Source organism: Kosakonia oryzendophytica, assembly GCF_027886705.1.
Lineage (GTDB): Bacteria > Pseudomonadota > Gammaproteobacteria > Enterobacterales > Enterobacteriaceae > Kosakonia > Kosakonia oryzendophytica.
The window spans coordinates 2,993,262-3,019,722 of the sequence record NZ_CP115659.1; the positions used below are offsets into that span (position 1 = coordinate 2,993,262).

Annotated in this window: 26 protein-coding genes; 13 read left to right on the forward strand and 13 right to left on the reverse strand. The window is 55.4% G+C overall.

Translation table 11 applies throughout. From position 1 onward, the window contains the following. Nucleotides 1-110: 110 nt before the first annotated feature. Both ghoS and O9K67_RS14475 read left to right on the forward strand, forming a co-directional pair. Complete coding sequence (gene ghoS / locus O9K67_RS14470; RefSeq protein WP_061495074.1) at nucleotides 111-401, forward strand: type V toxin-antitoxin system endoribonuclease antitoxin GhoS; 291 nt, start codon at nucleotides 111-113, stop codon at nucleotides 399-401. Between the two features lie 105 nt (nucleotides 402-506). Next, entirely contained in the window at nucleotides 507-1,367 is an 861-nt protein-coding gene (locus O9K67_RS14475; protein ID WP_061495072.1) for a fructosamine kinase family protein, read from the forward strand. 56 nt (nucleotides 1,368-1,423) lie between these two features. Here the strand turns inward: O9K67_RS14475 and O9K67_RS14480 are convergent, their stop codons facing one another. Then, on the reverse strand, nucleotides 1,424-1,960 hold the full coding sequence (locus tag O9K67_RS14480) for a YniB family protein (RefSeq protein ID WP_061495070.1): 537 nt from the start codon (nucleotides 1,958-1,960) through the stop codon (nucleotides 1,424-1,426). Nucleotides 1,961-2,104: 144 nt separating this feature from the next. On the opposite strand from O9K67_RS14480, the gene hxpB reads away from it, so the two are divergent. The 4 genes from hxpB to O9K67_RS14500 all read left to right on the forward strand — a co-directional run bounded on the left by hxpB (nucleotide 2,105) and on the right by O9K67_RS14500 (nucleotide 5,886). Beyond that, the gene (gene hxpB / locus O9K67_RS14485) at nucleotides 2,105-2,773 is read left to right on the forward strand and encodes a hexitol phosphatase HxpB (protein WP_061495067.1); all 669 of its coding nucleotides are present in this window, start codon (nucleotides 2,105-2,107) and stop codon (nucleotides 2,771-2,773) included. 140 nt (nucleotides 2,774-2,913) lie between these two features. Beyond that, nucleotides 2,914-3,675 carry a 2-dehydro-3-deoxy-D-gluconate 5-dehydrogenase KduD gene (gene kduD, locus O9K67_RS14490; protein ID WP_061495066.1) on the forward strand — a complete coding sequence of 254 codons (762 nt, stop codon included), beginning with the start codon at nucleotides 2,914-2,916 and terminating at the stop codon, nucleotides 3,673-3,675. Nucleotides 3,676-3,773: 98 nt separating this feature from the next. After that, nucleotides 3,774-4,364, forward strand: coding sequence for a metal-dependent hydrolase (locus O9K67_RS14495; RefSeq protein WP_061495064.1), 591 nt, complete (start codon nucleotides 3,774-3,776; stop codon nucleotides 4,362-4,364). 130 nt (nucleotides 4,365-4,494) lie between these two features. Continuing rightward, complete coding sequence (locus O9K67_RS14500) at nucleotides 4,495-5,886, forward strand: L-cystine transporter (protein ID WP_061495062.1); 1,392 nt, start codon at nucleotides 4,495-4,497, stop codon at nucleotides 5,884-5,886. Between the two features lie 96 nt (nucleotides 5,887-5,982). Here the strand turns inward: O9K67_RS14500 and cedA are convergent, their stop codons facing one another. Continuing rightward, nucleotides 5,983-6,225 (reverse strand): cell division activator CedA, encoded by a 243-nt coding sequence (gene cedA, locus O9K67_RS14505; protein WP_061495060.1) that lies wholly within the window; start codon nucleotides 6,223-6,225, stop codon nucleotides 5,983-5,985. Between the two features lie 218 nt (nucleotides 6,226-6,443). Between cedA and katE the strand changes: the two genes are divergently transcribed. Then, the gene (gene katE / locus O9K67_RS14510) at nucleotides 6,444-8,702 is read left to right on the forward strand and encodes a catalase HPII (protein WP_061495058.1); all 2,259 of its coding nucleotides are present in this window, start codon (nucleotides 6,444-6,446) and stop codon (nucleotides 8,700-8,702) included. A 64-nt stretch (nucleotides 8,703-8,766) separates the two neighbouring features. Here the strand turns inward: katE and osmE are convergent, their stop codons facing one another. After that, on the reverse strand, nucleotides 8,767-9,108 hold the full coding sequence (osmE, locus tag O9K67_RS14515; RefSeq protein ID WP_061495056.1) for an osmotically-inducible lipoprotein OsmE: 342 nt from the start codon (nucleotides 9,106-9,108) through the stop codon (nucleotides 8,767-8,769). Between the two features lie 253 nt (nucleotides 9,109-9,361). Between osmE and nadE the strand changes: the two genes are divergently transcribed. Both nadE and cho read left to right on the forward strand, forming a co-directional pair. After that, on the forward strand, nucleotides 9,362-10,192 hold the full coding sequence (nadE, locus tag O9K67_RS14520) for an ammonia-dependent NAD(+) synthetase (RefSeq protein WP_061495054.1): 831 nt from the start codon (nucleotides 9,362-9,364) through the stop codon (nucleotides 10,190-10,192). Nucleotides 10,193-10,276: 84 nt separating this feature from the next. Beyond that, nucleotides 10,277-11,152 carry an excinuclease Cho gene (gene cho / locus O9K67_RS14525; protein WP_061495052.1) on the forward strand — a complete coding sequence of 292 codons (876 nt, stop codon included), beginning with the start codon at nucleotides 10,277-10,279 and terminating at the stop codon, nucleotides 11,150-11,152. On the opposite strand, the gene ves is transcribed toward cho, so the two are convergent. The 7 genes from ves to astC form a co-directional block, all read right to left on the reverse strand. After that, nucleotides 11,138-11,695 (reverse strand): environmental stress-induced protein Ves, encoded by a 558-nt coding sequence (gene ves, locus O9K67_RS14530; protein ID WP_061495051.1) that lies wholly within the window; start codon nucleotides 11,693-11,695, stop codon nucleotides 11,138-11,140. The genes cho and ves overlap by 15 nt on opposite strands. Before the next feature lie 308 nt (nucleotides 11,696-12,003). Next, nucleotides 12,004-12,486 carry an ATP-independent periplasmic protein-refolding chaperone Spy gene (gene spy, locus O9K67_RS14535; RefSeq protein WP_061495049.1) on the reverse strand — a complete coding sequence of 161 codons (483 nt, stop codon included), beginning with the start codon at nucleotides 12,484-12,486 and terminating at the stop codon, nucleotides 12,004-12,006. Between the two features lie 313 nt (nucleotides 12,487-12,799). Then, nucleotides 12,800-13,765 (reverse strand): succinylglutamate desuccinylase, encoded by a 966-nt coding sequence (gene astE, locus O9K67_RS14540; RefSeq protein ID WP_061495047.1) that lies wholly within the window; start codon nucleotides 13,763-13,765, stop codon nucleotides 12,800-12,802. Nucleotides 13,766-13,776: 11 nt separating this feature from the next. Further along, a complete protein-coding gene (astB, locus tag O9K67_RS14545) occupies nucleotides 13,777-15,102 on the reverse strand; it encodes an N-succinylarginine dihydrolase (protein WP_061495045.1) in 1,326 nt (441 codons plus the stop codon). Then, nucleotides 15,099-16,577 carry a succinylglutamate-semialdehyde dehydrogenase gene (astD, locus tag O9K67_RS14550; RefSeq protein WP_061495043.1) on the reverse strand — a complete coding sequence of 493 codons (1,479 nt, stop codon included), beginning with the start codon at nucleotides 16,575-16,577 and terminating at the stop codon, nucleotides 15,099-15,101. The genes astB and astD overlap by 4 nt, the downstream gene beginning before the upstream one ends. Next, nucleotides 16,574-17,608: an arginine N-succinyltransferase gene (gene astA / locus O9K67_RS14555; RefSeq protein WP_061495042.1), complete on the reverse strand. Its 1,035-nt coding sequence runs from the start codon at nucleotides 17,606-17,608 to the stop codon at nucleotides 16,574-16,576. Before astA ends, astD begins: the two co-directional genes overlap by 4 nt. Then, nucleotides 17,605-18,825: a succinylornithine/acetylornithine transaminase gene (astC, locus tag O9K67_RS14560; RefSeq protein WP_061495041.1), complete on the reverse strand. Its 1,221-nt coding sequence runs from the start codon at nucleotides 18,823-18,825 to the stop codon at nucleotides 17,605-17,607. The genes astA and astC overlap by 4 nt, the downstream gene beginning before the upstream one ends. Before the next feature lie 446 nt (nucleotides 18,826-19,271). Here astC and xthA point away from each other — a divergent pair, with 446 nt between their 5' ends. From xthA to O9K67_RS14575, 3 genes are read left to right on the forward strand one after another with little or no spacing between them, the layout of a single operon-like run. Beyond that, the gene (xthA, locus tag O9K67_RS14565) at nucleotides 19,272-20,078 is read left to right on the forward strand and encodes an exodeoxyribonuclease III (protein WP_061495040.1); all 807 of its coding nucleotides are present in this window, start codon (nucleotides 19,272-19,274) and stop codon (nucleotides 20,076-20,078) included. 5 nt (nucleotides 20,079-20,083) lie between these two features. Further along, entirely contained in the window at nucleotides 20,084-20,947 is an 864-nt protein-coding gene (locus O9K67_RS14570) for a sulfurtransferase (RefSeq protein WP_061495039.1), read from the forward strand. Nucleotides 20,948-20,954: 7 nt separating this feature from the next. Further along, the gene (locus O9K67_RS14575) at nucleotides 20,955-21,371 is read left to right on the forward strand and encodes a pyrimidine (deoxy)nucleoside triphosphate diphosphatase (RefSeq protein WP_061495038.1); all 417 of its coding nucleotides are present in this window, start codon (nucleotides 20,955-20,957) and stop codon (nucleotides 21,369-21,371) included. On the opposite strand, the gene O9K67_RS14580 is transcribed toward O9K67_RS14575, so the two are convergent. Next, the gene (locus O9K67_RS14580) at nucleotides 21,337-21,624 is read right to left on the reverse strand and encodes a DUF1496 domain-containing protein (RefSeq protein ID WP_061495037.1); all 288 of its coding nucleotides are present in this window, start codon (nucleotides 21,622-21,624) and stop codon (nucleotides 21,337-21,339) included. The genes O9K67_RS14575 and O9K67_RS14580 overlap by 35 nt on opposite strands. Nucleotides 21,625-21,859: 235 nt before the next feature. On the opposite strand from O9K67_RS14580, the gene gdhA reads away from it, so the two are divergent. Beyond that, a complete protein-coding gene (gdhA, locus tag O9K67_RS14585; RefSeq protein WP_061495036.1) occupies nucleotides 21,860-23,203 on the forward strand; it encodes an NADP-specific glutamate dehydrogenase in 1,344 nt (447 codons plus the stop codon). 53 nt (nucleotides 23,204-23,256) lie between these two features. On the opposite strand, the gene O9K67_RS14590 is transcribed toward gdhA, so the two are convergent. Together O9K67_RS14590 and selD are read right to left on the reverse strand one after the other, a co-directional pair. Next, on the reverse strand, nucleotides 23,257-25,197 hold the full coding sequence (locus tag O9K67_RS14590; protein WP_061495034.1) for a DNA topoisomerase III: 1,941 nt from the start codon (nucleotides 25,195-25,197) through the stop codon (nucleotides 23,257-23,259). Between the two features lie 4 nt (nucleotides 25,198-25,201). After that, the gene (gene selD, locus O9K67_RS14595) at nucleotides 25,202-26,245 is read right to left on the reverse strand and encodes a selenide, water dikinase SelD (protein WP_061495032.1); all 1,044 of its coding nucleotides are present in this window, start codon (nucleotides 26,243-26,245) and stop codon (nucleotides 25,202-25,204) included. Nucleotides 26,246-26,461 lie beyond the last annotated feature (216 nt).

Here is a 26,461-nt window from a genome sequence, read left to right on the forward strand (position 1 = left end):
AAGCGCCCTCTTCCTTATGGGAGAGGGCTTGCTAACTGCACAGCGGCAGTCGACAAATCGCCTTCGCCGACTATGCTAAAAAAACTTTCAGGATAACAATGAGGTGAAATATGAGCAGTGATGGCATCACCCGCTACGTCGTAACGGTCAAATTTCACGAACAGACCCTGACGGAAATCAACGAACTCAACAACCACTTTACACGTGCGGGTTTTCTCCTCACCATGACCGATGAAGAAGGAAAAGTGCACGACCTCGGTACGAACACCTTCGGGCTTATCAGCGCACTCAGTGAGCAGGAGGTTAACGCGCTGGCAAACGGACTGGCGGTAAGCGCAGTGGGGAACGAGGCCGACATCACCGTTTATACCTGGGAAACCTGGCAAAAAGACGAACCATAAGCGCATGGCGGCTACGTTCGTTGCTCAGGTGTGCGTTACATCGTATCTTTTTTAAGCTTTAGTGCGCTAACCTTATGATCCGGCTGATTACATGGGAGAAACATCATGTGGCAAGCGATAAGTCGTCTGTTAAGCGAGCAACTGGGCGAAAGTGAGATTGAGCAGCGCGACGAGCTGCCGGGTGGTGAGATCCATGCTGCGTGGCACCTGCGTTATGCCGGGCGCGATCTCTTCGTAAAGTGCGACGAACGTGAACTGTTACCCATTTTTACCGCCGAGGCGGACCAGCTCGCGTTGCTGGCTCGCAGCAACACGGTGCGGGTTCCGGATGTGCTGGCGGTGGGAAGCGATCGCGACTACAGCTTTCTGGTAATGGAGTATCTCCCTGCCCGCCCACTGGATGCACACAACGCTTTCCTGCTGGGCCAGCAACTGGCGCGTCTGCATCAATGGAGCGACCAGCCGCAGTTCGGCCTCGACTTCGATAACGATCTCTCCACGACTCCGCAACCCAATGCCTGGCAACGTCGCTGGTCAACTTTTTTTGCCGAGCAACGCATTGGCTGGCAACTGGAGCTGGCAGCGGAAAAAGGTCTCGAGTTTGGCAATATTGACGCCATTGTTGAACATGTTCAGCAGCGTTTATCGTCACATCAACCGCAACCTTCCCTGCTTCATGGCGATTTATGGTCAGCGAATTGCGCACTCGGCCCGGATGGTCCCTATATCTACGATCCGGCATGCTACTGGGGCGACAGGGAGTGCGATCTGGCCATGCTGCCGCTGCATCCGGATCAGCCGCCGCAAATCTACGACGGTTATCAGTCGGTTTCTCCCCTGCCGAATGACTTTCTTGACCGCCAGCCAATCTACCAGCTCTACACTCTGTTCAACCGGGCGATTCTGTTCGGGGGCGAGCATCTGCTGAATGCGCAAAAAGCGCTGGATCGCGTATTAGCCGCATAACGCAGATTAACGATACACAGGCCCGGTAAGCGCGGTTGCGCGCCGGGCGCGTCACATCACAAAAAACCAAGCAGCTTAAAGAAGAAGTAACCCGCGACAATGATAATCACCGGCAGCACATACAGCGGAAAAATCTGGAGCAGAATGGTGTGATGCGGTACGACAATGCGCGCTTCAAGCTGCGCACGGGACAACCCTTCCTCACCTTTGGCATTCTCAAGGATCGCCTGATCCTCTAAGCCTTCACGCAGAAAACGCACCTGACGACTCATGCGCGCTCCCGAGGCTTGCAATGCCAGCCCCACAAAGATCAACACAAAGATTATCCAGAACAGGATATTGAGGCTTTGGTGGAAGTCCGGCGTCGGCGAGTTATACCAAAACAGGTTAAGAAACGGCGTATTAAAACGCATCATTTCAATCATTACATGGGCGAAATCAAGCATCACCGCGTTGATACCGGCCTGCTTTTCGCTGTGGTCGTACATAAATTTCAGTACGGAAATAATCGTTGAAATGACGGCTGGAATGAAAATCACCCAACCCAGAACGCGTTTCAGTATGGCGATGCGTCCAGCTTGTTGATACGTCATGGATTCCCCTTGTGAGTGACGCACTGTTTGCGCCTAAGTCTACCTGCTGAGAATCATTTTCGCCTGATCTTTAAAGGCGGTATGATGCCTCTTTGTACATAATCCGTACTTTCCCCGGATAAACCGCGCTAAAAGAGAGGTGTTATGTCTGACCCGCATCAAATTCTTGCTGCCATTTTTGATATGGATGGATTACTTATCGACTCAGAGCCACTCTGGGATCGCGCTGAACTGGATGTCATAGCAAGCCTTGGGGTCGATATCACCCGGCGCAGCGAATTACATGACACGCTGGGTTTACGCATCGATATGGTCGTCGAACTCTGGTATGCACAGCAACCCTGGAATGGTCCGAATCGCCAGGAGGTCACCGATCGCATTATCCAACGGGCAATCTCTTTGGTGGAAGCAGAGCGGCCTCTGCTTGCCGGCGCGCGCGACGCCGTTGCCTTGTGCAAAGCCAACGGCCTGATGGTGGGCCTGGCGTCCGCCTCGCCATTGCACATGCTCGAAAAAGTCCTGGACCTGTTCGACTTGCGGGAGTATTTCGATGCACTCGCCTCCGCAGAGAAGCTGCCCTATAGCAAGCCGCATCCACAAGTTTATCTGGATTGCGCCGCCAAACTGGGCGTCAACCCGCTCTGCTGCGTTGCACTGGAAGACTCTGTCAACGGAATGATCGCCAGTAAAGCGGCGCGTATGCGCTCAATTGTCGTGCCAGACGCCGAACATCGGGACGATCCGCGCTATGTGCTGGCGAATGTCAAACTCAGCAGTCTCACGCAACTTACGCTTGCTGATCTGGTAGGTTAAGGCCGTCGGGGCAGTAATTTTGCTGTCCCGATATTATTTTTGAAACATCATTTCATTTTGTTTGTGTTTTCTTCACCACCCTTCTATTCTGATCTCCAGACGCTGTGCCCTCTCACTACCATAATTTCGCCGGAGAACTCATGATACTGGATGCCTTTAAACTTGCGGGTAAAGTGGCCATTGTGACCGGGTGCGACACCGGTCTGGGTCAGGGGATAACATTAGGGCTGGCGGAAGCCGGATGTGACATCGTCGGCGTGAACCGCAAAATCCCACATGACACTGCGCAGCAGGTGCAGGCGCTGGGTCGTCGCTTTCTGGCAATACAGGCGGACTTGCGCCACCAGCAAGCCCTTGAGGACATTGTCACCGAGACGGTCGCGAAAATGGGGCGTGTCGATATTCTGGTCAATAATGCCGGGACGATCCGCCGCTGCGACGCCCTCGACTTCAGCGAGAAAGACTGGGATGAGGTGATGGATCTGAACCTGAAAACGGTGTTCTTTCTCTCGCAGGCCGTTGCACGGCAATTTATCGCGCAAGGCAATGGCGGCAAAATCATAAATATCGCTTCGATGCTCTCTTTCCAGGGCGGGATACGCGTGCCCTCTTATACCGCGTCCAAAAGCGGCGTGATGGGCTTAACCCGCCTGCTGGCCAACGAGTGGGCGCCGCACAACATCAATGTCAACGCCATCGCTCCGGGTTATATGGCGACCAATAACACCCAGCAACTGCGGGAAGACGCAGAGCGCAACCAGGAGATCCTTGAGCGCATCCCTGCCGGACGCTGGGGTGAGCCCGCCGATTTGCAAGGAGCCGCGGTATTTCTCGCCTCCCGCGCTGCCGAATACATCAACGGTTACACCCTTGCCGTGGATGGTGGCTGGCTGGCCCGTTAAATTTGAACGGATTGTGACAAAGGGTTACACCGTCACCTCTTCCGCCCACTGTACAAACATCCTATACTGTATGCATCGACAGTTGAGTGAGTTTGATCATGACGGCGGAAGGACACCTGCTTTTTTCCATTGCTTGCGCGGTGTTTGCCAAAAACGCCGAACTGACGCCCGTCCTCGCGCAAGGGGACTGGTGGCACATCGTACCCTCCGCTATTCTGACCTGCCTGCTGCCGGACATTGACCATCCTAAGTCTTTTCTCGGCCAGCGTCTGAAATGGATATCAAAACCCGTCGCGCGCATGTTTGGTCACCGGGGCTTTACCCATAGCCTGCTGGCTGTGTTTATCGCGCTGACGTTGTTCTACTTAAAGGTACCGGATAGCTGGATAGTTCCTGCGGATGCGCTACAGGGGATGGTGGTGGGCTATCTGAGTCATATTCTGGCGGATATGATCACCCCCGCCGGCGTCCCCCTTCTGTGGCCCTGCCGCTGGCGCTTTCGTTTGCCATTACTGGCCCCGCAAAAAGGTAACCAGCTTGAGCGTGTACTCTGTATGGCGCTGTTTACCTATGCCGTGTGGATGCCGCAGACCCTGCCCGAAAACGGTGCAGTGCGTTGGTCATCGCAGATGATTAATACACTGCAAAACCAGTTTAATCGCTTTATTCATCAGCAATCCGGCCATTAATCAGCCAGTAATTCCGCTTTTGGCATATACCATTCCATTTGGATATAAGAGCACCCCGGCACTTCTGCTAACCTTGCGCCACGGGATCAACCGCCAGGGTGATCCGAATAATGATATCAGGAGAACGGGGATGAACTTTCCATTAATCGCGAACATCGTGGTGTTCGTGGCACTGCTGTTTTTGCTGGCGCAGACTCGTCACAAACAGTGGAGTCTGGCAAAAAAAGTATTGATCGGTTTAGCGCTCGGCGTGGTCTTTGGGCTGGCGCTGCAAGCTGTTTACGGATCCGATAACCCGGTACTGAAGACATCAATCCAGTGGTTCAATATTGTTGGCAACGGCTATGTACAACTGCTGCAAATGATCGTCATGCCGCTGGTTTTCGCCTCCATTTTGAGTGCCGTCGCGCGTCTGCATAACGCCTCGCAACTGGGCAAAATCAGCTTCCTGACCATCGGCACCCTGCTGTTTACCACGCTGATTTCCGCGCTGGTCGGTGTGCTGGTGACCAATCTGTTTGGTTTAACGGCGGAAGGCCTGGTACAGGGCTCCGCGGAAACTGCGCGCCTCAATGCCATTCAGAGCAACTATGTGGGCAAACTGGCGGATCTGACCGTCCCACAATTGCTGCTCTCTTTCGTGCCGAAAAACCCGTTTGCCGACCTGACTGGCGCAAACCCCACGTCGATCATCAGCGTGGTGATTTTTGCTGCCTTCCTCGGCGTGGCCGCGCTTAAGTTGCTGAAAGACGATGCGCCGAAAGGCGAGCGAGTTCTTAGCGCCATTGACACCCTGCAAAGCTGGGTAATGAAACTGGTTCGTCTGGTCATGCAACTGACACCGTACGGTGTGCTGGCGCTGATGACCAAAGTGGTCGCAGGCTCTAACATTCAGGACATCATCAAACTGGGCAGTTTTGTTATCGCTTCCTATCTGGGGCTTGGCATTATGTTTGTGGTGCACGGCTTACTGCTCGGTGTCAACGGCGTCAGCCCGCTGAAATTCTTCCGCAAAGTGTGGCCGGTGCTCACCTTCGCCTTCACCAGCCGCTCCAGCGCCGCGTCTATTCCACTGAATGTCGAAGCGCAAACCCGTCGACTGGGCGTGCCGGAATCTATCGCCAGCTTCTCGGCTTCCTTTGGCGCCACCATCGGCCAGAACGGTTGTGCGGGCCTTTACCCGGCAATGCTGGCCGTCATGGTTGCACCGACGGTAGGCATTAACCCGCTTGATCCGGTATGGATTGCCACGCTTGTCGGGATTGTGACTGTTAGCTCTGCCGGTGTGGCAGGGGTTGGCGGCGGTGCAACATTTGCTGCGCTGATCGTGCTGCCGGCAATGGGTCTTCCGGTCACGCTGGTTGCACTGCTGATCTCGGTAGAACCGCTGATCGATATGGGACGCACCGCGCTCAACGTGAACGGCGCAATGACCGCAGGCACGCTCACCAGCCAGTGGTTAAAACAGACCGACAAAGCCGTACTGGACAGCGAAGACGACGCCGAACTGGCGCATCGCTGAGTCCGGATAACACAAAGGCGGGGAATCTCCCCGCCTCTCTCATATCTATACCTTCACAGCCTGTTTTATTCCTGCGGTTCCGCACGTTTTCCGCCGTTACTCGTCGTCGATTTCCCCTTCCTGGCGCATCTGCATTGCCCAGCGCTGAGCGGATTCTGGCACGTTGAATACCGGCGAACGACGAAACGTCTCCCCCATCAACACAAACGCCACGTATTTGCCACGTAACAACCAAACATCACGATACCCCTCCACTTTCAGGGCATGCTCGGGAGGCGCCGGCTCGACGCGAGGTACGTAGCTGATAACTCGACGGTTTTGTTGACGAAAAGGTTTCATAGGCGATGCGTTCACTAAATACGAATTTCACAACCGGGAAAATCCTATGATAGCCGATTGTCGCCCTGTACGTCGCGCCTAGCGTGACTTTCTCTTATTTTTCGCAGGGTTCCCACCTGCCGCCTCGTACAGCCATTGCCAGGGGGGTGATCTATAGTTAGGGGTGTTTTGACGTAACCACGGCCATTTTTCAGCAATGAAAACAGGAGACGAGTTCAATGTCGCATAATGAGAAAGACCAGCATCCTCGCCAGTCCCCGGTTCACGATCCGCGTGAATCGAAACCTGGACTGGATTCCCTTGCCCCCGAAGACAATTCTCACCGCCCTTCCCCTGAACCCAGCGCCCCCGGCGAACAGCCCACCGCACCAGGTAGTCTGAAAGCCCCGGATACCGTCAATGAGAAACTCGACGCGCTGGATCCGTTTCGTAAGGGCGGTGAAAATTTTCCCCTGACCACCAATCAGGGCGTACGCATTGCCGACGATCAAAATTCACTGCGCGCCGGTACGCGCGGCCCTACGCTGCTGGAAGATTTTATCCTGCGCGAGAAAATCACCCACTTCGACCACGAACGCATTCCGGAACGGATAGTTCATGCCCGCGGTTCCGCCGCGCACGGCTATTTTCAGCCCTATCGCAGCCTGAGTGAGATAACAAAAGCGGATTTTCTCTCCAGCCCGGATAAAATCACCCCGGTCTTTGTCCGTTTCTCTACGGTGCAGGGCGGTGCGGGCTCTGCGGATACCGTGCGGGATATTCGCGGTTTCGCCACCAAGTTCTATACCGAAGAGGGGATCTTCGACCTGGTCGGTAACAATACGCCGGTGTTTTTTATTCAGGATGCGCATAAATTCCCCGACTTTGTGCATGCGGTGAAACCTGAACCCCACTGGGCTATCCCCCAGGGCCAAAGCGCGCACGACACCTTTTGGGATTATGTTTCGCTCCAGCCCGAAACACTGCATAACGTGATGTGGGCAATGTCCGATCGCGGTATTCCACGCAGTTACCGCACCATGGAAGGATTTGGCATTCACACCTTCCGCCTGGTGAATGCCGAAGGTAAAGGTACTTTCGTCCGTTTTCACTGGAAACCGCTGGCAGGCAAAGCCTCGCTGGTCTGGGATGAGTCGCAAAAATTGACCGGACGCGATCCCGATTTTCATCGCCGGGAACTCTGGGAAGCGATTGAAGCCGGGGATTACCCGGAATATGAGCTCGGGTTGCAGCTGATCCCCGAAGAAGATGAGTTTACGTTTGATTTTGATCTGTTAGATCCCACCAAACTGATCCCCGAGGAACTGGTACCGGTTCAACGTGTCGGGAAAATGGTGCTGAACCGTAATCCGGATAACTTCTTCGCCGAGAACGAACAGGCAGCGTTCCACCCTGGTCATATCGTGCCGGGTCTGGATTTCACCAACGATCCGCTATTGCAGGGGCGTCTGTTCTCCTATACCGACACGCAAATCAGCCGCCTTGGTGGGCCAAACTTCCACGAGATCCCGATTAACCGCCCCACCTGCCCTTACCATAATTTTCAGCGCGACGGCATGCATCGCATGGAGATCGACAGCAACCCGGCCAACTACGAGCCGAACTCGATCAATGACAATTGGCCGCGTGAAACGCCTCCCGGCCCGAAACGCGGCGGCTTTGAAACCTACCAGACCCGGGTGGAAGGTCAAAAGATCCGCGAACGCAGCCCGTCCTTTGGCGAGTATTACGCACATCCGCGCCTGTTCTGGCTGAGCCAGACACCGTTTGAACAACGCCATATTGTTGATGCTTTCAGCTTTGAGCTCAGTAAAGTGGCGCGCGGCTATATTCGCGAACGGGTGGTTGATCAACTGGCACATGTCGATGTCACGCTCGCACAGGCGGTGGCGGAAAACCTCGGTCTGACGCTAAGTGATGAACAGCGCAACATCGCGCCGCCAGCGGATGTCAACGGCATCAAAAAAGATCCGGCGTTAAGTCTGTATGCCGTCCCGGACGGGAAGGTAAAAGGCCGCGTGGTCGCCGTGCTGTTGCATGAAAATGTCAGTGCAGCGGATGTACTGACCATATTACAGGGACTGAGCGCACAGGGTGTTCATAGCAAACTGCTCTTTTCACGGATGGGGAGCGTTACCGCCGATGATGGATCCGAACTGCCGGTTGCCGCGACCTTTGCGGGTTCACCGTCTCTTACGGTCGATGGGGTAATTGTGCCCGGTGGTAATGTGGAGGGGCTGTTGCAAAATGGCGATGCCAAATACTACCTGCTTGAAGCCTATAAGCACCTGAAAACCATCGCCCTGTTTGGCGATGCACGTCAGTTTAAACCCCTTCTGGGTGTGGATGCGCAAGGCGAAGAAGGGATCGTGGAAGCAGACAGTGCCTCGGCCATGCTGATGGATGATTTTCTCACCCTTCTGGTCACACACCGCGTGTGGTCACGGATGCAAAAAATCGACAGCATTCCCGCGTAATGCGGTAGCCGAAAAAAACCGGCCATGCGGCCGGTTTTTCTTGCTCAGGCTGAAAAGAAAAAAGTTACTGCTTAGGTGCTTGCGGATCGGTGTCGTACTCGGCGCAGGTCTGATAACCTGAGTTCATGACGTGACCGGTCTCATCCAGTGCAACAAAGTAGGTTTCTGTTTTACCGTCACGTTGGCCCAGAATATAAGTCTGGCACGTGCCACGTGCATGGATCATGGTCACCTCAGATGAAGGACGGCCAGCAACCTGCATGACCTGCTGGCGGCTCATGCCTTTTTTCACATCTTTCACCACTGGCTGGCTCACCTGATCTTTGGCGCGATCGTAGGCCGTACACCCTGCCAGCATCGTCAGTACCGCCGCTGCACCCAGAATTCCTGCGATGTTCTTGTTCATATTCCATCCTCTTGTTTATCCGCTTGTGTATCAGCGTGTTATCTAAGCCTGGAATATAAAATTGCATTTTTCAACTATACGACAGCGATGGCATAACTTTCGGAAAGTTCTAATAAAACGGAAATAAGCAACTAAAATGCCTTAAATTGCGACACTCAAATCTGTGATCCTTGTCGTTTTACCGGCAAAGGGTTACTTTGAGCCCATCATCTATTTGCAACCTGCAAAGCAGGATTACATAACGGAGGGGTAAATGACTCTGCAACAAGAGATTATTCAGGCGTTAGGCGTGAAACCCGCCATCAATGCCGAAGAAGAAGTTCGCCGCAGCGTAGACTTTCTGAAAAGCTATCTGAAGACCTATCCCTTTTTGAAATCGCTGGTGCTCGGCATCAGCGGCGGCCAGGATTCTACCCTGACAGGCAAAGTGTGCCAGATGGCGATTTCTGAGTTGCGTCAGGAAACCGGCGATGCCACCTATCAATTTATCGCTGTCCGTCTCCCCTACGGCACCCAGGCGGATGAACAGGATTGCCAGGACGCCATCGCGTTCATCCAACCGGATCGCGTGCTGACGGTTAACATTAAAAGCGCAGTGCTGGCCAGTGAACAGGCGCTGCGCGATGCCGGTATTGAGCTGAGCGATTTCGTGCGCGGCAATGAAAAAGCGCGCGAAAGAATGAAAGCGCAGTACAGCATTGCCGGGATGAGTAAAGGCGTGGTAGTCGGCACCGATCACGCAGCGGAAGCGGTCACCGGCTTTTTCACCAAATACGGCGATGGCGGCACCGATATCAACCCGATTTTCCGGCTGAACAAACGCCAGGGTAAACAGTTGCTCGCCTGGCTGGGCTGCCCGGAACATCTGTATAAAAAAGCCCCGACGGCTGATCTGGAAGACGATCGTCCGTCGCTGCCTGATGAAGCTGCACTGGGGGTGACCTACGAAAATATTGATGACTACCTGGAAGGGAAAACGTTGGATGCCGCCACGGCGCATATTATCGAAGGCTGGTATCTGAAAACTGAGCACAAGCGTCGCCCGCCGATCACGGTATTCGACGACTTCTGGAAAAAACAATAATTCTTCAGGGCGGCGCAGGCCGCCTCTTTTTTAACCGGACCGCGCCTGCTATACTGGATAAGTAAACAGTATCAGGAGTCAGTGGTGGTCAGGCGTCTTTCCGGCCCGCGTCCCGAGTTCGACGCTGCGGCAATCTATGAATATCCCGAACATCTGCGCCCGTCGCTTGAGGCTATGCCCAGGCTGCCCGGCGTCTATATTTTCCACGGTGAAAGCGACGCCATGCCGCTCTATATCGGTAAAAGCGTAAATATCCGCAGCCGTGTCCTTTCCCATTTGCGAACCCCGGATGAAGCAGCCATGCTGCGCCAGTCGCGACGTATTACCTGGATTTGCACTGCCGGAGAGATGGGCGCGTTGTTGCTGGAAGCCCGGCTGATTAAAGAGCAGCAGCCGCTATTCAATAAGCGTCTGCGGCGCAACCGCCAACTCTGCTCGCTGCGGTTGAGCGGCGAGAAGCCGCAGGTGGTGTATGCAAAAGAAGTGGATTTTTCGACCTCCCCGGACCTGTACGGCTTGTTCGCTAACCGCCGGGCGGCGTTGCAGGCGTTACAGTCGATCGCGGACGAAGAGAAGCTCTGTTATGGCCTGCTCGGATTGGAGTCGCTGACACGTGGTCGTCCCTGTTTTCGCGCCGCGCTGCACCGCTGTGCAGGTGCCTGCTGCGGCAGAGAGACACCCCAGGCGCACCAGATGCGTTTCACTGCCGCAATGGCGCGTTTGCAACTGGTGTGCTGGCCGTGGCAAGGCCCTGTCGGACTCAAAGAACAAGGTGAGGCGATGACGCAATATCACATCATCCATAACTGGCTGTGGTTGGGGTCGGTCACTAACCTGAACGATGCCGGGGCGCTGTTGCGTACTCCGGCAGGATTCGATCATGACGGCTACAAAATTCTCTGTAAGCCGCTGATGGGTGGCGAGTATGAGATAACCGAACTGGCCTTAATGACCCGGTAGCCAGGCGATCTCACTGAACAATAACTGCCCTTCAGGTTTGAGCAGACGCAGAGTATGCCGCCCTTCCTGCCAGTACGCTCCCTGATCGGTCGTCAGTAGCTTATCGCCCAGTTGCCATGCGCCACTGAGGACAAAAACCACGCCACCACGCTCGCCAAGGGTCGTAAAGGTGCGATCGGCAATGCGCACTTTCGCACGACAGCGATCGCGGCGGGTGAGGATATTAAAATCCATCGACATCTGGCCGTCTGACAGCTCCGCTTTTACCGGTTGCTCACCGGCAAACGTAAAAGGCTGGTGCCGTTTGAGGGTATGGCAAAAAGCACTGCCGCCATCCAGGGTGACTTCCCCGCCTTCAATTAGCGTGATCACGCGATCAACCCCGGGAAATTGCGAGAATTCGCCGTTACTGGCAAGCGATGCAATACTTGCACGCCAGCTAAAATCCCGCGTTGCCGGTGGAAAGCAACAAATTTCACGGGTTTCGCCCGCACCGTTACGCCAAAGGTTTACCGGCATTTTGCGGATATCAAAGTATTCCATCATCCCTCCTGAATGGCGCAGTATCTCGCCGGTGCCGCTGCTTCTGTGGGCAGCGTGCATACTTGTTATCGTTTAAATTGACATGCCCGGGTTATCGGCAGTTTCAATGATTTGCCTTAGGCCACTGGATAACCAGACATGTAAAAAAGTATAAATCCCAGATAAGTGACACCGCCAACGAAGGGGAGCCTGATGAGGATACCGCGCCGGTGGCGGCTGGCAAGAGGGAATGTAAGAAAAACCGCCGGCGCTGCCCACCACGCAAAACGTTGGATGGGCAAAACCGGCGGTCTTAAGAGGGGGCTGAATTATTCAGCGGATTCAGGAGGCATTTTACCTTCCGGTGCCGGGCGTTCTGTCAGACGCTTCTCAAAATTCGCATTGAACTGCTTTTTCTGCTCCGGGGTCAGAATATTGTAAATCTTGTTCTGCGTTTCCATATGCGCCAGCATACGTGCTTTATGCTGTTCTTCCATTTTGGCGATTTGCGCTTCCGCTTTCGCTTTATCGAAGCTGTCGCTGGCAATAATCTCATGCATTGCACGCATCTCTTCCACCGGCGGACGTTTCATTGCGTCACGCTGGCTTTTCATAATGTCGCGGATCTGCTGTTTCTGTGCATCGGTCAAATTCAGATCGCTGAACATCATTTCGTGCGGCCCCTTCATTCCCTTGTGATGCATCATCGGTCTGCCGTCTGCAGGCGCTGTCGTGGTGTCAGCAGCGTATGCCAGGTTAGCGGCACCGAAAGCCAGGGTAGAGGCAACAAACAGGGCGGTTAATTTACGCATAATTTTATTCCTTACTTCGGTTTTACTTACGGCGGTTGCCGTGTTGACGCTAATCACTTTACCGTGTTTATCGTCAATTAATCAGAGGGACGGTAAAACAATGAAAGTGTAAAGACCGTTTTTACGTCAAATAAGGAGGAAATAAGGATAAACCGTGGAGAGTTGATAATTAAATATTCAACATGATGATTTAAAAGAAATTATGAAAATTATAAATCAGCCTCACTTATAAATAAAGTCGTCAATCAGGATAAATCTGTAATTCATTCATAATAGCGTTAAAAATAAGCCCCGCAATGGCAGGGCTGAATAATTACTCTATTTTTTCCAGCATTAATCCTGCCCGTAAACCAATAGCCACATTCGGATTGGGAAACAGGACATACTCCTGTTGATGCTGCACCACATAACGTTCCCCGCGATCTTCCGCCAGCAAGGTGCCGGCCTCAAAAGGGGTAAAGTTCAGCGTTTCCGGCGACATATACAGTTTGAATGCTTCACTGTGGCGGGTCAGTTGCTGTACCACCCGGTAGCGCAACGGTGGGCTTTCAGTATCCGGCGCGGGCTCCCCGGCTAATAAGGCCGCCAGCGCCCAGGCTGTTCGTTGGAACTGGCTTAAGTCATTCTCCCCAAACGGCAGCGCCTTACCCAGCTCAAGCGTGCAAGCCAGCGCGTCAAATGTCTCGCAACTGTAATGGGTAAAGGTCCCCCCAGGCGACTGATGAAACACCAGCGCCTCCATGCCCGCGCCGCCGAGCCACTCAAGAAAGAGTTCATCCCAGGGTTCCGTTCTCACCGGAAGCACCCCAAAACGTATATGGTGCGAACCGCGAATGGCGGTATGTAAATCCAGATGCCAGCGCACCCCGTCGCCGTCGGCGAAGAAGTGCGTCAGCGCCCGCTCAAGCTGCGCTGCGCGCATCGTTTCATCACTGGGAGGAATGGATTGCCAGCGTCCGCCAAACAGGCGGTTAAGATCATTTTTCAGGTAGCGTTTACCCTGTGCCAGCGCCTGCGGATTACCAAGCACCACCAGCAACCGCCAGGTCAGCGACTGCGTACCGGCAAACAGGTTCTTTAGCAAAATATCCAGCATCTCCACCGGCGCAGTTTCATTGCCGTGAATAGCGCACGAGATCACCAGCGAGCGCCCGCAAGGCTGCGGTGGCACCAGTTCCAGGATCCCTTGCTCATGCCACAGCCAGTGAATACCGCCTGACTCCCCTGACATTTTGCGTGGGATGTCGCCCGATAAGGTTGCGGCAAGAAAGTTATCCATACGGCCTCCTGTTAACGCTGGAATGGATAAACGGACCCCAAATGCAACAACTGCGTCAGCCGATCCAGCGCTTCGCGCCCTTCACGCAATAGCTGCGGATCCGCTAAATCAGCCTGAGTCAGACGATCGCGATAATAGCGATCGACCCAATTATTGAGAGTAGTAAACAGCGTGTCATTCATCATTACCGCCGGGTTAACCGCCCGCTGCTCAGCGTCGGTCAGCACCACGCGCAGGCGTAAACACGCCGGCCCTCCACCGTTAGCCATACTTTCCCGCAGATCGAAGACCTGCAACTCGCTCACCGGGTTATCCTGCGCCAGCAGTGCATTCAGATAACGCCAAACGCCCGCGTGTGTCTGCGACTCCTGTGGCAATACCAGCATCATGCTACCATCGTCACGACTCAGTAGCTGACTGTTAAACAGATACGTTGCTACCGCATCCGCCACCGACACCTCGCTGTCTGGTACCTGAATGGCCATGAATCCCGGCACCCGCGCCTGCAATTCCGCCAGCAAACGCGGCTGGTCGACAAACGCGTGTTCGTGGCAGAACAGAACCTGTCGGTTCGATACCGCAATCACATCGTTATGAAACACCCCCTCATCGATGACGTCCGGGTTTTGCCGGGCGAACAGCACCTGCTGTGGCCTGACCTGATTGAGACGTGCGATTGCCTGGCTGGCTTCCCGTGTCTGGCGTGCCGGATAGCGTGCAGGCGCCGTGTGCGCACTCTCTTCCCGACCATAGACAAAGAGCTGCACGCCCGGCTCGCCATAATCACCACCAAAACGGTTATGGTTTGCCGCGCCTTCGTCACCGAACATCGCCACCTGTGGCAACGCCGGATGCACAGCAAAATGCGTATCATCACGAAAGATTGCCCGTAGCAAGGCTTCGGTCGTGGGCGCTTCGATGGAACGGTGGAATTTATTGTTCAGACTGGCGACCGTCAGATGCACTTTCCCATCAAGAGAATCCGCGGACGGGCAAATCGTTGCCGCATTCGCCACCCACATCGCGGATGCGGAGCTGGCGGCGGACAACAGATGCGGCGCCTGCCGGGCCGCTTTCGCCAGCACCTGCTCATCGCTGCCGCTAAAGCCCAACTGGCGCAACACCGGCAGGCAAGGACGCTCATGCGGTGGGATCACCCCCTGCTGAAAGCCCGCATCCGCCAGCGCTTTCATTTTCAACAACCCCTGTTTTGCCGCCAGCCGCGGGTTTGATTGCTGAAAACGGTGTTTGGTCGAGGCTTCGTTGCCAAACGACAGCCCCGCATAGTGGTGCGTTAAACCGACCAGACCGTCAAAATTCACCTCACGCGCTTTCATGGCTGCTCCTCGCGGGAAAAATCCAGACCGGGACTGAGCGTCTGCGGCAGCGTTAAATCCGCCGTTTCAAGGCTTGCCATCGGCCAGGCGCAGTAATCTGCGGCGTACCAGGCGCTGGCACGGTGATTACCGGATGCGCCAACGCCGCCAAATGGCGCGGTACTGGCTGCGCCCGTCAGCGGTTTATTCCAGTTAACGATCCCGGCGCGCGCTTCCAGCAAAAGCTGGTCGAATTTTTCCCGGTCGGGGGAGATCAACCCACAGGCCAGGCCATAGCGGGTGTCGTTCGCCAGCGCAATCGCGTCCGGATAGGCATCGTAGCGCCACACACACAACAACGGACCAAAGACCTCCTCATCCGGTACCTGCTCCACACCGGTCATATCAATAATCCCCGGCGTCAGCAGAGAGGTGTCTTCAACAAGTATGCGCGGCGCAAGTAAGGTTTTCCCTCCGCGTGCTTCATGCGCTTGCCAGGCCTGATAAACATGCTGCGCCGCCTGTTGCGAAATCAGTCCACCCAGAAACGGTTGTGGTTCCGCGTTCCAGGCTTGCGGGATCAGGCGCGCACTCACTGCGACCAGACGTTCAAGGAAAGCATCCCCCGCCGCCGACCGCTTAACCAACAGCCGACGGGCACAGGTACAGCGCTGCCCGGCGGTGATAAAGGCCGACTGGATCGCCAGGTGCACGGCCGCATCGATATCGTCGGGATCTTCCACAATCAGCGGGTTATTGCCGCCCATCTCCAGCGCGAGGATCTTCTCCGGTTGCCCGGCAAGCTGGCGGTGCAACTGGTAACCGGTATGCGCACTGCCGGTAAACAGCAAACCGTCCAGCCCCGGTAAGGCGCTCAGCGCTTGTCCGGTTTCACGCCCCCCCTGTAGCAGGTTGAGTACCCCGGCGGGTAACCCCGCTTGTTCCCATAATTTCACCACCGCCTCGCCGCTCCATGGCGTCAGCTCACTGGGTTTAAACAGCAGCGTGTTCCCCGCCAGCAAAGCCGGAATAATATGGCCATTCGGCAAATGCCCCGGAAAGTTATAGGGGCCAAATACCGCCAGTACGCCGTGCGGGCGGTGACGAAGCGTGGCCGCGCCATCGGCCATTTCTGTATGCTGTTCTCCGGTGCGAGTGTGGTAAGCCTTCACCGAAATCGCGGCTTTATTGATCATCGCGGTGACTTCCGTTAATGCTTCCCAGCGCGGTTTCCCCGTTTCACGGGCGATGATCTCCGCCAGCGCCTGTTTGTTGGTCTCCAACAGCGAGGCAAATGTTTCCACTATCGCTTGCCGCGCGCTGAAGGGCTGCCGTGCCCACTGTGGAAATGCCGCTCGCGCTGCCTGATACGCTTGTTCAACCTGCGCGGCATCGGCATCAAAACCGTGCCACAGTGCTTCGTGACTCACCGGATTGGTCTTCACGCGGCGCTCGCCTTGACCGGTTACCCAGTCGCCATTAATCCAGTTACTCATTTTGTTTTCTCCTCGGCGCAAAGGCGGACCAGTCGTACGGTATCACCCGGCTGGCATTTCAACGCGTCCAGCTCTGCGGGTGTGAGCAACAACCGCTCTGTGGCGGGGTCAGCGTTAATAAGCATGGCGCGGAATTGCTGGTATTGCTCATTGGCAACAATGCAGGCAGGCCATTCGCCTGGCGCCCGTTGCCCCTCGCCGGTTTCCACCAGCCGGCTTTTGCGGATTGCCCGCACGCGGTCGATATCGCACTCAAGCGTAGGCCCACCGTCGAAAATGTCGACGTAATTGCGGTAGCGGAAACCCTCTTTCTCCAACACGGCCCGGGCAGGCGCGGTTTGCGGATGCACCTCGCCAATCACCGCCTGCGCTTCGTCGCTGAGAAAATGGGTATAGATGGGATGCTTGGGCATCAGCTCAGCGATAAACGCCTTTTGCCCGGTGCCGCACAGATAATCCGCCCGACTGAATGCCATTGAAAAAAAGCGTTTGCCCAGGCTTTCCCAGAACGGAGAGTAGCCATGTTCGTCAATCACCCCACGCATTTCGGCCACCACTTTTTCATTAAAGCAGTCGCGAAACGCCGCCATAAACAGAAAGCGGGACTTCGACAGCAAATAGCCATTCCCCTCTTTACGCCAAGCGGGATCGAGAAATAGCGTGCAGAGTTCACTGCTGCCGGTGTGGTCATTACTGAGAAACAGCGTAGGCAGCGCGTTATAGACGTTCAGCTCTTTCGACGCATGTACCTGCGTACCCACCCGGTAGTTATACCAGGGATCGTTGAGGCCAACGGCGACTTCGATGGCGCAAATCCCCGCTACGTCTCCGCTTTGCGTATCTTCCAGCACAAACACATAACCCTGCTCGCTTTTTGGCAACTCGCCGGCCCAGGTCTGACGAGAGCGCTCAATGCGCGCGGACAAGGTGGCTTCATCCATCGGTAATGAGGTTAATCCGCCACCGGTTTTCCCGGCGAGGGACATTAACGCAGGTAAATCGCCGCTGGCGACAGGACGGATCACCATCATGATGAGGACCCCGCAATGAATTTTTCGCAGGCGCGGGCAAAACGTGCAAGCCCGGTGCGGATCTCTTCTTCGCTGATATTCAACGCAGGCGCAAAACGCACCACATTCGCCCCGGCAATCAGCACCATTGCCCCTTCGGTTGCTGCCAGTTGCGCAATCTGTTTCGCACTACCGGTATGCTCTGTAGCCAGCTGACAGCCGATCAACAATCCCAACCCACGGATCTCACTAAACAGGTGATAGCGGTTATTCAATGCGGTCAGTTGTTCCGTCAGCCACTGATGGCGCTGCTTAACCCCATCAAGGGTTTCACGGGTATTGACGATATCCAGTACCGCGCCCGCCACAGCCCCTGCCAGGGGGTTACCCCCATAAGTCGTGCCATGCGTGCCTACATTCATCACGTGGCCAAACGTCTCCGTGGTGAGCATAGCGCCAATCGGGAAACCGCCTCCCAGCGCCTTGGCCGTGGTGAGGACATCCGGCGTGACGCCATAGTGCATATAGGCGTACAGCTCGCCGGTACGGCCAACGCCGGTTTGTACTTCGTCAAAGATCAACAGGGCATGATGACGGTCACACAGTTCACGCAGCCCCTGTAAAAACGCCGTCGTGGCCGGTAAGACACCGCCCTCGCCCTGTATCGGCTCCACAATCACGGCGCAGGTATCGTCATTGATCAGTTCGCGGGCGGAAGCTAAATCGTTGTAGACCGCATGACGGATCTCCGGTGGCAGCGGCGCAAAATCCTGCGAATAGGCAGGCTGCCCCCCGGCACTAACGGTAAACAGCGTGCGACCATGGAACGCGTTTTTGAAGGCCACAATACCGCTCTTCTGAGGACCTGCGGTGTCGTGCGCATATTTTCGTGCCAGCTTCAGCGCCGCTTCATTGGCTTCTGCGCCGGAGTTACAAAAGAAGGCACGATCGGCAAACGTCGCATCGAGCAACCGCTTCGCCAATTTCAGCACCGGCTCATTGGTGTAGCCGTTGCCCGTATGCCAGAATTTCGCCGCTTGCTCGCTCAGCGCCTTGCAAAGCATCGGGTGCGCATGGCCCAGTGCATTGACCGCAATGCCGCCAGCGAAGTCGATATACTCTTTCCCCTGCTGATCCCATAAGCGTGAACCTTCTCCACGGACCGGGATAAAAGGCGCTGGCGCGTAGACGGGCAACATCCATTGATCAAAATTTTCACGCGTAATAGATATAGGCATAGCGACCTCATCCGGTAAATGAATAGTTGATTAAATGTTAATAAATATGAACTCTTTCGCTGTAAATGTAGATTGCACAGTTCGTGCCAGCTAGCTCTAAAAGTGCATAAACGGAGTTCAACGACACTATTTCAATGACTTACAGCCTGTCGATATTCATTTTATTTGCATAAAAAGTGAATAAATTGCCAGCAGGTCGTGATGGCAGGCGGGATAAGGCGAGAGTTTATGCAATAAGAATAATTAATACTGGAACTGTGATCATCAGCGAAATTAATTTTCATCGACTGCCCTGTTTTAGCGCAACCTGCCCATAAACAGGGCGTCTGGCGTGTTTTTTGTACAAAGACGTGGATGAATCAGGGAGTGTGCCAATAAGTGGCAGTTGCGAAACATAAACTCTGCTAACATCTTTGCATCTTTCACTCTGCTAAGTGGCTGCGACTATGAAATTCGTCTCTTTTAATATCAATGGCCTGCGCGCCCGACCTCACCAACTTGAAGCGCTTGTGGAACAGCATCAACCGGATGTTATCGGACTGCAGGAAACAAAAGTGCACGACGATATGTTTCCTCTCGAAGAGGTGGCGCGCCTTGGATACAACGTTTTTTACCACGGGCAGAAAGGCCACTATGGGGTCGCACTCCTGACCAAGGAGACCCCGGTTTCTGTACGTCGTGGTTTTCCGAACGACGGTGAAGAAGCCCAACGTCGCATTATTATGGCGGAGCTACCCTCGCCACTCGGCAATATCACCGTGATCAACGGCTACTTCCCGCAGGGCGAAAGCCGCGACCATCCACTGAAATTTCCGGCAAAAGAGAAGTTTTACCAGGATCTGCAACAGTTCCTTGAAACCGAGCTGAAAAAAGAGAACCCGGTTTTAATCATGGGCGACATGAACATCAGTCCGACAGATCTGGACATTGGCATTGGTGAAGAGAACCGTAAACGCTGGCTGCGCACCGGAAAATGCTCATTCCTGCCGGAAGAGCGTGAATGGATGGATCGCCTGAAAGGCTGGGGACTGGTGGACACCTTCCGTGAAGCTCACCCGGACACGCAGGATCGCTTCTCGTGGTTTGATTACCGCTCCAAAGGCTTTGATGACAACCGCGGCTTACGCATCGATTTGCTGCTGGCAAGCCAGCCGCTGGCGGAACGTTGCATCGAAACCGGAATCGACTACGACATCCGCAGCATGGAAAAACCCTCTGACCATGCACCGGTGTGGGCCAAATTTAAGGTCTGATCCGAATGTCACCACCGCGCCCACTCTCCCTGTGGGTCACGACACAGTGGCTGGATGATGTTCTCCGCCAGCGCCAGACGCCCGCCAGCCTCGTCGGAGAATGGCGGTTGCTGGAAGTGGGCTGTGACCACGGAGCGGCATATCGCACCGGGCATATTGCCGGTGCAGGCTATATCGACACCCATGAAGTGGAAAGTCTGCCGTTGTGGAACGTGGTGCCGCCAGTTACCTTGCGGGCGGTGTTAGCACGACACGGACTGCGTTTTGATACGCAGGTGATTCTGTATGGCCGTCAGAATTACGCGGCGGAGCGACTGGCGCATATTTTATTGTATGCCGGGGTACAAAACGTGCGCCTGCTGGATGGCGGCTGGCAATGCTGGCAACAGGCCGGGTTGGCGCAGATGGCGGGGCCATCTCCAAAGGTGATGCCACAGGATTTTGGTGCGCCTCTTCCCGCGCAACCACAGTTGCTGCGTAATCTGGCGCAAACCCTCGCGTTGCGCCAACATGGCGAGATCGTGCTGGTGAGCGTGCGCAGTTGGGCAGAGTTCAGCGGTGCGGTAAGCGGCTATGACTATATCGCCACTGCGGGTGATATTCCGGGCGCTCGCTGGGGACATGCAGAAGGTACAAGCCAGTATATCTGCGCCTATCACAACCCGGATGGCACCCTGCGCTCAGCGCAGGAGATCGCCGCATTGTGGGCAAAAGAGGCGATCTCCTCAGCACAGAGCGTGGTGTTTTATTGCGGCACCGGCTGGCGCGCCTCGCTTGCGTTTCTGGTTGCATGGTCACTTGGGTGGCAGGATATCGCCGTGTATGACGGTGGTTGGTTTGAGTGGAGTCAGCAGTATTACCGGGAATAATCTGGCAATGACAACAGTAAAAGCGCTTGATGTCGTGGCGGCGATCATTGAGCGCGATGGCAAAATCTTGCTTGCACAACGCCCCGCGCATGCGGATCAGGCCGGGTTATGGGAATTTGCCGGTGGGAAAGTGGAACCCGGCGAAAGCCAGCCGCAGGCGCTTGTGCGCGAACTGCGTGAAGAGCTGGGTATTGAGGCAGAACCGGCGAGCTATGTCGCCAGCCACCAGCGGGAAGTCTCCGGACGCCTTATCACGCTGCACGCCTGGCATGTGGTGACTTTCAGCGGTGAACCTGTGCGGCATTACCACCGTGCGTTGATATGGTGTACGCCCGCCGAAGCCCTGCAACACGAACTGGCTCCGGCGGACCTCCCTTTACTGGACGCCTTTATGGCTTCACGCGCCGCCAGACCAGCGGATTAGTGGAGAGGGCTTTCTCATCACGCTGGCATTGCAGCAGCACGCCTTCCGTCTTGATCACCGCCCCTTCCGTATAGTTTTGATTGCCATACACGCAACACTGAAGACAAGGCTGCGTTGTTTGCGTCTGCCCGCCGGAACTGAATACTTCCGGGGGGATATTCACTTCAACGCCGGGCGACGGTAAGCGCTCAGCCAGCACACTACCGGATGCGGCAACCAGTACCACCGCAGCGATCCACCTGAAACGGGTCATAACCTGTCCTTTCTGATTAACTCCACGTAGTTACTATAACGGATCTATTTCGCAGGACTTTAATTTCCTCAGCCATCGCTTTTAGTTATGACATGAAGGCGGTTATTAATTTGCCTGGTGAGCGAATTTTTCCCTTGCGACCCTCCGCATTGCGGATGTTATAGTCCAAAAGCGCCGCTTTTTTGCGCACAACAACACAAAATCCCCACCTATACGATAAGAGAAATTTATATCTATGGATCAGACCCACTCTCTTGAATCATTTCTCACTTATGTTCAACAACGCGATCCACACCAGCCCGAGTTCTCCCAGGCCGTTCGTGAAGTTATGACAACCCTCTGGCCCTTCCTTGACGCAAACCCTCGCTACCGCCAGTTTTCGCTGCTGGAACGGCTGGTGGAGCCGGAGCGAATTATTCAGTTCCGTGTGGCCTGGGTTGATGACCGCAATCAGGTGCAGGTTAACCGCGCCTGGCGGGTACAGTTCAGCTCCGCTATCGGCCCGTACAAAGGCGGAATGCGTTTTCACCCTTCGGTGAACTTATCCATCCTCAAGTTCCTCGGCTTTGAGCAAACGTTCAAAAACGCCCTCACCACCCTGCCGATGGGCGGCGGTAAAGGTGGCAGCGATTTCGATCCTAAAGGCAAAAGTGAGGGTGAAGTGATGCGTTTCTGCCAGGCGCTGATCAGCGAACTCTATCGCCATCTGGGCGCGGATACCGACGTTCCCGCCGGGGATATCGGCGTCGGCGCACGTGAAGTCGGCTTTATGGCCGGGATGATGAAAAAACTCGCCAACAATACCGCCTGCGTTTTTACCGGCAAAGGACTCTCGTTTGGCGGTAGCCTGATCCGTCCGGAAGCCACGGGTTATGGACTGGTGTACTTTACCGAAGCCATGCTCAAGCGCCACGGCCTGGGTTTTGAAGGGCTGCGCGTTGCCGTCTCCGGTTCCGGTAACGTGGCGCAATACGCCATTGAAAAAGCGATGGCGTTTGGCGCACGGGTGATCACTGCCTCCGACTCTGCGGGTACGGTGGTGGATGAAGCGGGCTTTACTGCGGAAAAACTGGCACGGCTGTGTGAAATCAAAGCCAGTCGCGATGGACGCATTGCGGATTACGCCCGTGAATTCGGTCTGCCCTATCTGGCCGGCCAACAACCCTGGTCCGTGCCGGTGGATATCGCCCTGCCGTGTGCAACGCAAAATGAGTTGGGTACCGATGCCGCGCGCATGCTTATCGCCAACGGTGTAAAAGCAGTCGCGGAAGGGGCAAACATGCCAACCACCATCGAAGCCACAGAGCTGTTCCTGGATGCGGGCGCGCTGTTTGCACCGGGCAAAGCCGCCAATGCAGGGGGCGTCGCCACTTCAGGTCTCGAAATGGCGCAAAATGCCGCCCGTCAGGGCTGGAAGGCCGAAAAAGTGGATGCCCGCTTGCACCATATCATGCTTGATATTCACCAGGCCTGCGTGGAGTACGGCGGAGAGGGTAAACAGACTCACTATGTGCGCGGCGCCAACATTGCGGGCTTTGTCAAAGTCGCCGATGCGATGATGGCGCAGGGCGTGATTTAAACCCGCCACCGCAGGCCGGATGGCGGCATCAATGCCTTATCCGGTCTGTGGTGTTATGACACCGCCGCGTCTGCCGGAGGCAGCTGTTTCTTCCCCCGGGTTTTAGCAAAGGTTTTCTTTTTCTTCTCTGCACCTGGCGCTACCAGCCCACGAAACTGACGCACTGGCGTGTTGCGCGCCTGGTGAATCAACTCATGTAATGTGCCGACCAGTGGTTGCATAAAGTCCTGATAGCGGCACTCTTTTTCACTGATTTGCGTCAGCACCGACTCCCAGTGTGCGGTCATGTCCGGACGCGCCGCCATTTCCGGCAAGGAGTGTATCAGCGCCCGACCGGGATCGGTCGAATGAATATAGCGCCCCTTCTTCACCAGAAACCCGCGTTTAAACAACAGCTCAATGATCCCGGCGCGGGTCGCTTCCGTACCCAAACCATCGGTAGCACGCAGGATCTTTTTCAGGTCCTTATCCTGCACAAAACGCGCGATACCGGTCATCGCGGAAAGCAGCGTGGCATCGGTAAAATGGCGCGGCGGCTGAGTCTGGCGCTCCACCACTTCGCCCTTTTCACACAGCAGCTCATCGCCTTTTGCGACCACCGGCAGCGGTGTGCCGTCGTTCTCTTCATCACGCTCTTTTGCGCCTAACAACGTGCGCCAGCCCGCTTCCGCGAGGAACCGCGCTTTGGCGATAAACTTACCGTTGGCGATATCGAGATCGATCTGGCATTTGCGGAATACCGCATCCGGGCAGAATTGCATCAGATACTGGCGGGCCACCAAATTGTAGATATTGGCTTCGTTGTCGGTGAGATTCACCTTTGAGGCGCGCGCGGTAGGAATAATGGCATGGTGCGCATCGACTTTTTTATCGTCCCAGCAGCGGTTGCGGGTATCCGGGTTCACCACCGGTTGCGGCAGTAGATCCGGCGCGTGCGCGCCAATGGCGTTCATCACCGCATGCCGCCCGGCATAGTGCTCTTCCGGCAGATAACGGCAGTCCGAACGCGGATAGGTAATAAGCTTATGGGTTTCGTACAACTTCTGGCAGATATCCAGCACGGTCTGCGCACTGAGCCCGTAACGCTTTGCGGCTTCAATTTGCAGTGCCGAAAGGGAGAACGGCAACGGTGCCAGTTCTGATTCCCGTTTATCGTTATAAGCTGTAACAAAGGCGGGCTGACCGTTGATGCGGTTGACCACATGCTCCGCCAGCGGGCGATGCAACAAGCGCCCCTCTTCATCCTGGTAAGGTTCGCAGGCCTCACTCGGCTGCCAGAGCGCGGTAAAACGCTCTCCGGCGGGCGTAACGATATGCGCTTTGACTTCGAAGAAATCTTTCGCCACGAAGTTTTCAATCTCTTCGTCGCGACGCACCACCAGCCCCAGCACTGGCGTCTGCACGCGCCCCACCGACAGCACGCCCTGATACCCCGCATTACGGCCGAGCAAGGTATAAGCGCGGGTCATATTAATGCCGTACAGCCAGTCCGCACGCGCACGCGCAAGCGCCGAGACGCACAGCGGAATAAATTCGCTGTTCGCCCGCAAACGCTCGATCGCACGTTCCACCGCCTGTGGGTTCAGATCGTTAATCAGGCAACGCTGCACCTGCTGGCGTTTTTCCGGGGCCAGTTGCAGATAATCAATCACTTCATCAACCAGCAATTGCCCTTCACGATCCGGGTCACCTGCGTGCACCACCTGCTCCGCGTCGGCCAGCAGCCGTTTGATAACGTTGATTTGTTTCAACACTGACGGGCGTGGCTGCAACTGCCACTTTTCCGGCACGATCGGTAAATCCGCCAGATTCCAGCGCGCATAGCGACTGTCGTAGGCATCGGGCTGCGCCTGTTCCAGCAGATGACCAATACACCAGGTCACTACCTGTCCATTACCGCACTCAATATAGCCGTCACCTTTGCGATGCGGCTTTGGCAGCACATCAGCGATGGCGCGGGCCAGACTGGGCTTTTCGGCAATAAATAACCGCATCGAATTAACGGATCTCAATCATCGGACGACCACCGCGCGCGCCGACAAGCTCACCAATGGCGCTCAGCTCAATACCATATTCTGCCGCCGTCGCTTTGACCTCGGCTTCGGCATCCGGCAACACGGCGAGCAGCAAACCGCCGGAGGTTTGCGGATCGCACAGCAAATCACGCACATCCGCAGACATCTCCCCCATCAGGTGCCCGTAACTGGCAAAGTTACGCTGGGTGCCGCCTGGCACCGCACCTTGTGCGATATACGCTTCCACGCCCGGCAATTTCGGTACGTCCTGATACCAGACCTGCGCCTGTACGCCCGCGCCCTGGCACATTTCGCTCAGGTGACCCAGCAGGCCAAAACCGGTGACATCAGTCATCGCTTTCACCCCTTCAATACCGGCAAAGGCCGCCCCGGCGACGTTCATCCGGCACATTACTTCTGTCGCCAGTCCTTTATGTTCCTCTTTCAGCAGGGATTTTTTCTCGGCGGTGGTCAACACGCCAATACCCAGCGGTTTGGTGAGGAAAAGTTTGCAGCCTGCCTGCGCGGTGCTGTTTTTCTTCACCCGCTCCGTCGGCACCACGCCGGTCACCGCGAGGCCAAAAATCGGTTCCGGTGCATCAATGGAGTGACCGCCCGCCAGCGCAATCCCCGCCTGCTGGCAGGCAAAACGCCCACCGTCGATCACTTCACGGGCGATCTCCGGTGCCAGTTTACTGATTGGCCAGCCAAGAATCGCAATCGCCATGATCGGTTTACCGCCCATGGCGAAGATATCGCTGATGGCGTTCGTCGCTGCAATGCGACCGAAATCGAAGGGGTTATCGACAATAGGCATGAAAAAATCGGTGGTGCTGATAATGCAGGTGCCGTTACCCAGATCGTACACCGCCGCATCATCGCGTGTTTCGTTGCCGACAAGCAGGTTCGGGTCGAGAAACTTCGCCTGTTCGCTGTGCAGAATGGTATCCAGCACTTTGGGGGAAATTTTACAACCGCAACCGGCTCCGTGGCTGTATTGCGTTAAACGAATTGCTTGCTCGCTCATGGACATCTCCTGTCATTGCAATCCCGCTATGGTAGCGCCCAAACGGTAAGCTGATAAGTCTGGCAATCTGAATTCGCGCGCTATTGCTCATTAAGCGAACGAAAGCCACCCTTGTCACATCTGTTTTTCCGTCGCGTCTGCCGCCAGCGTGAATTCATCGGCCATTTTGCGAGCGACGCCAAGTTTATTTTTTACGAATTGTGACAGAAAGATGAC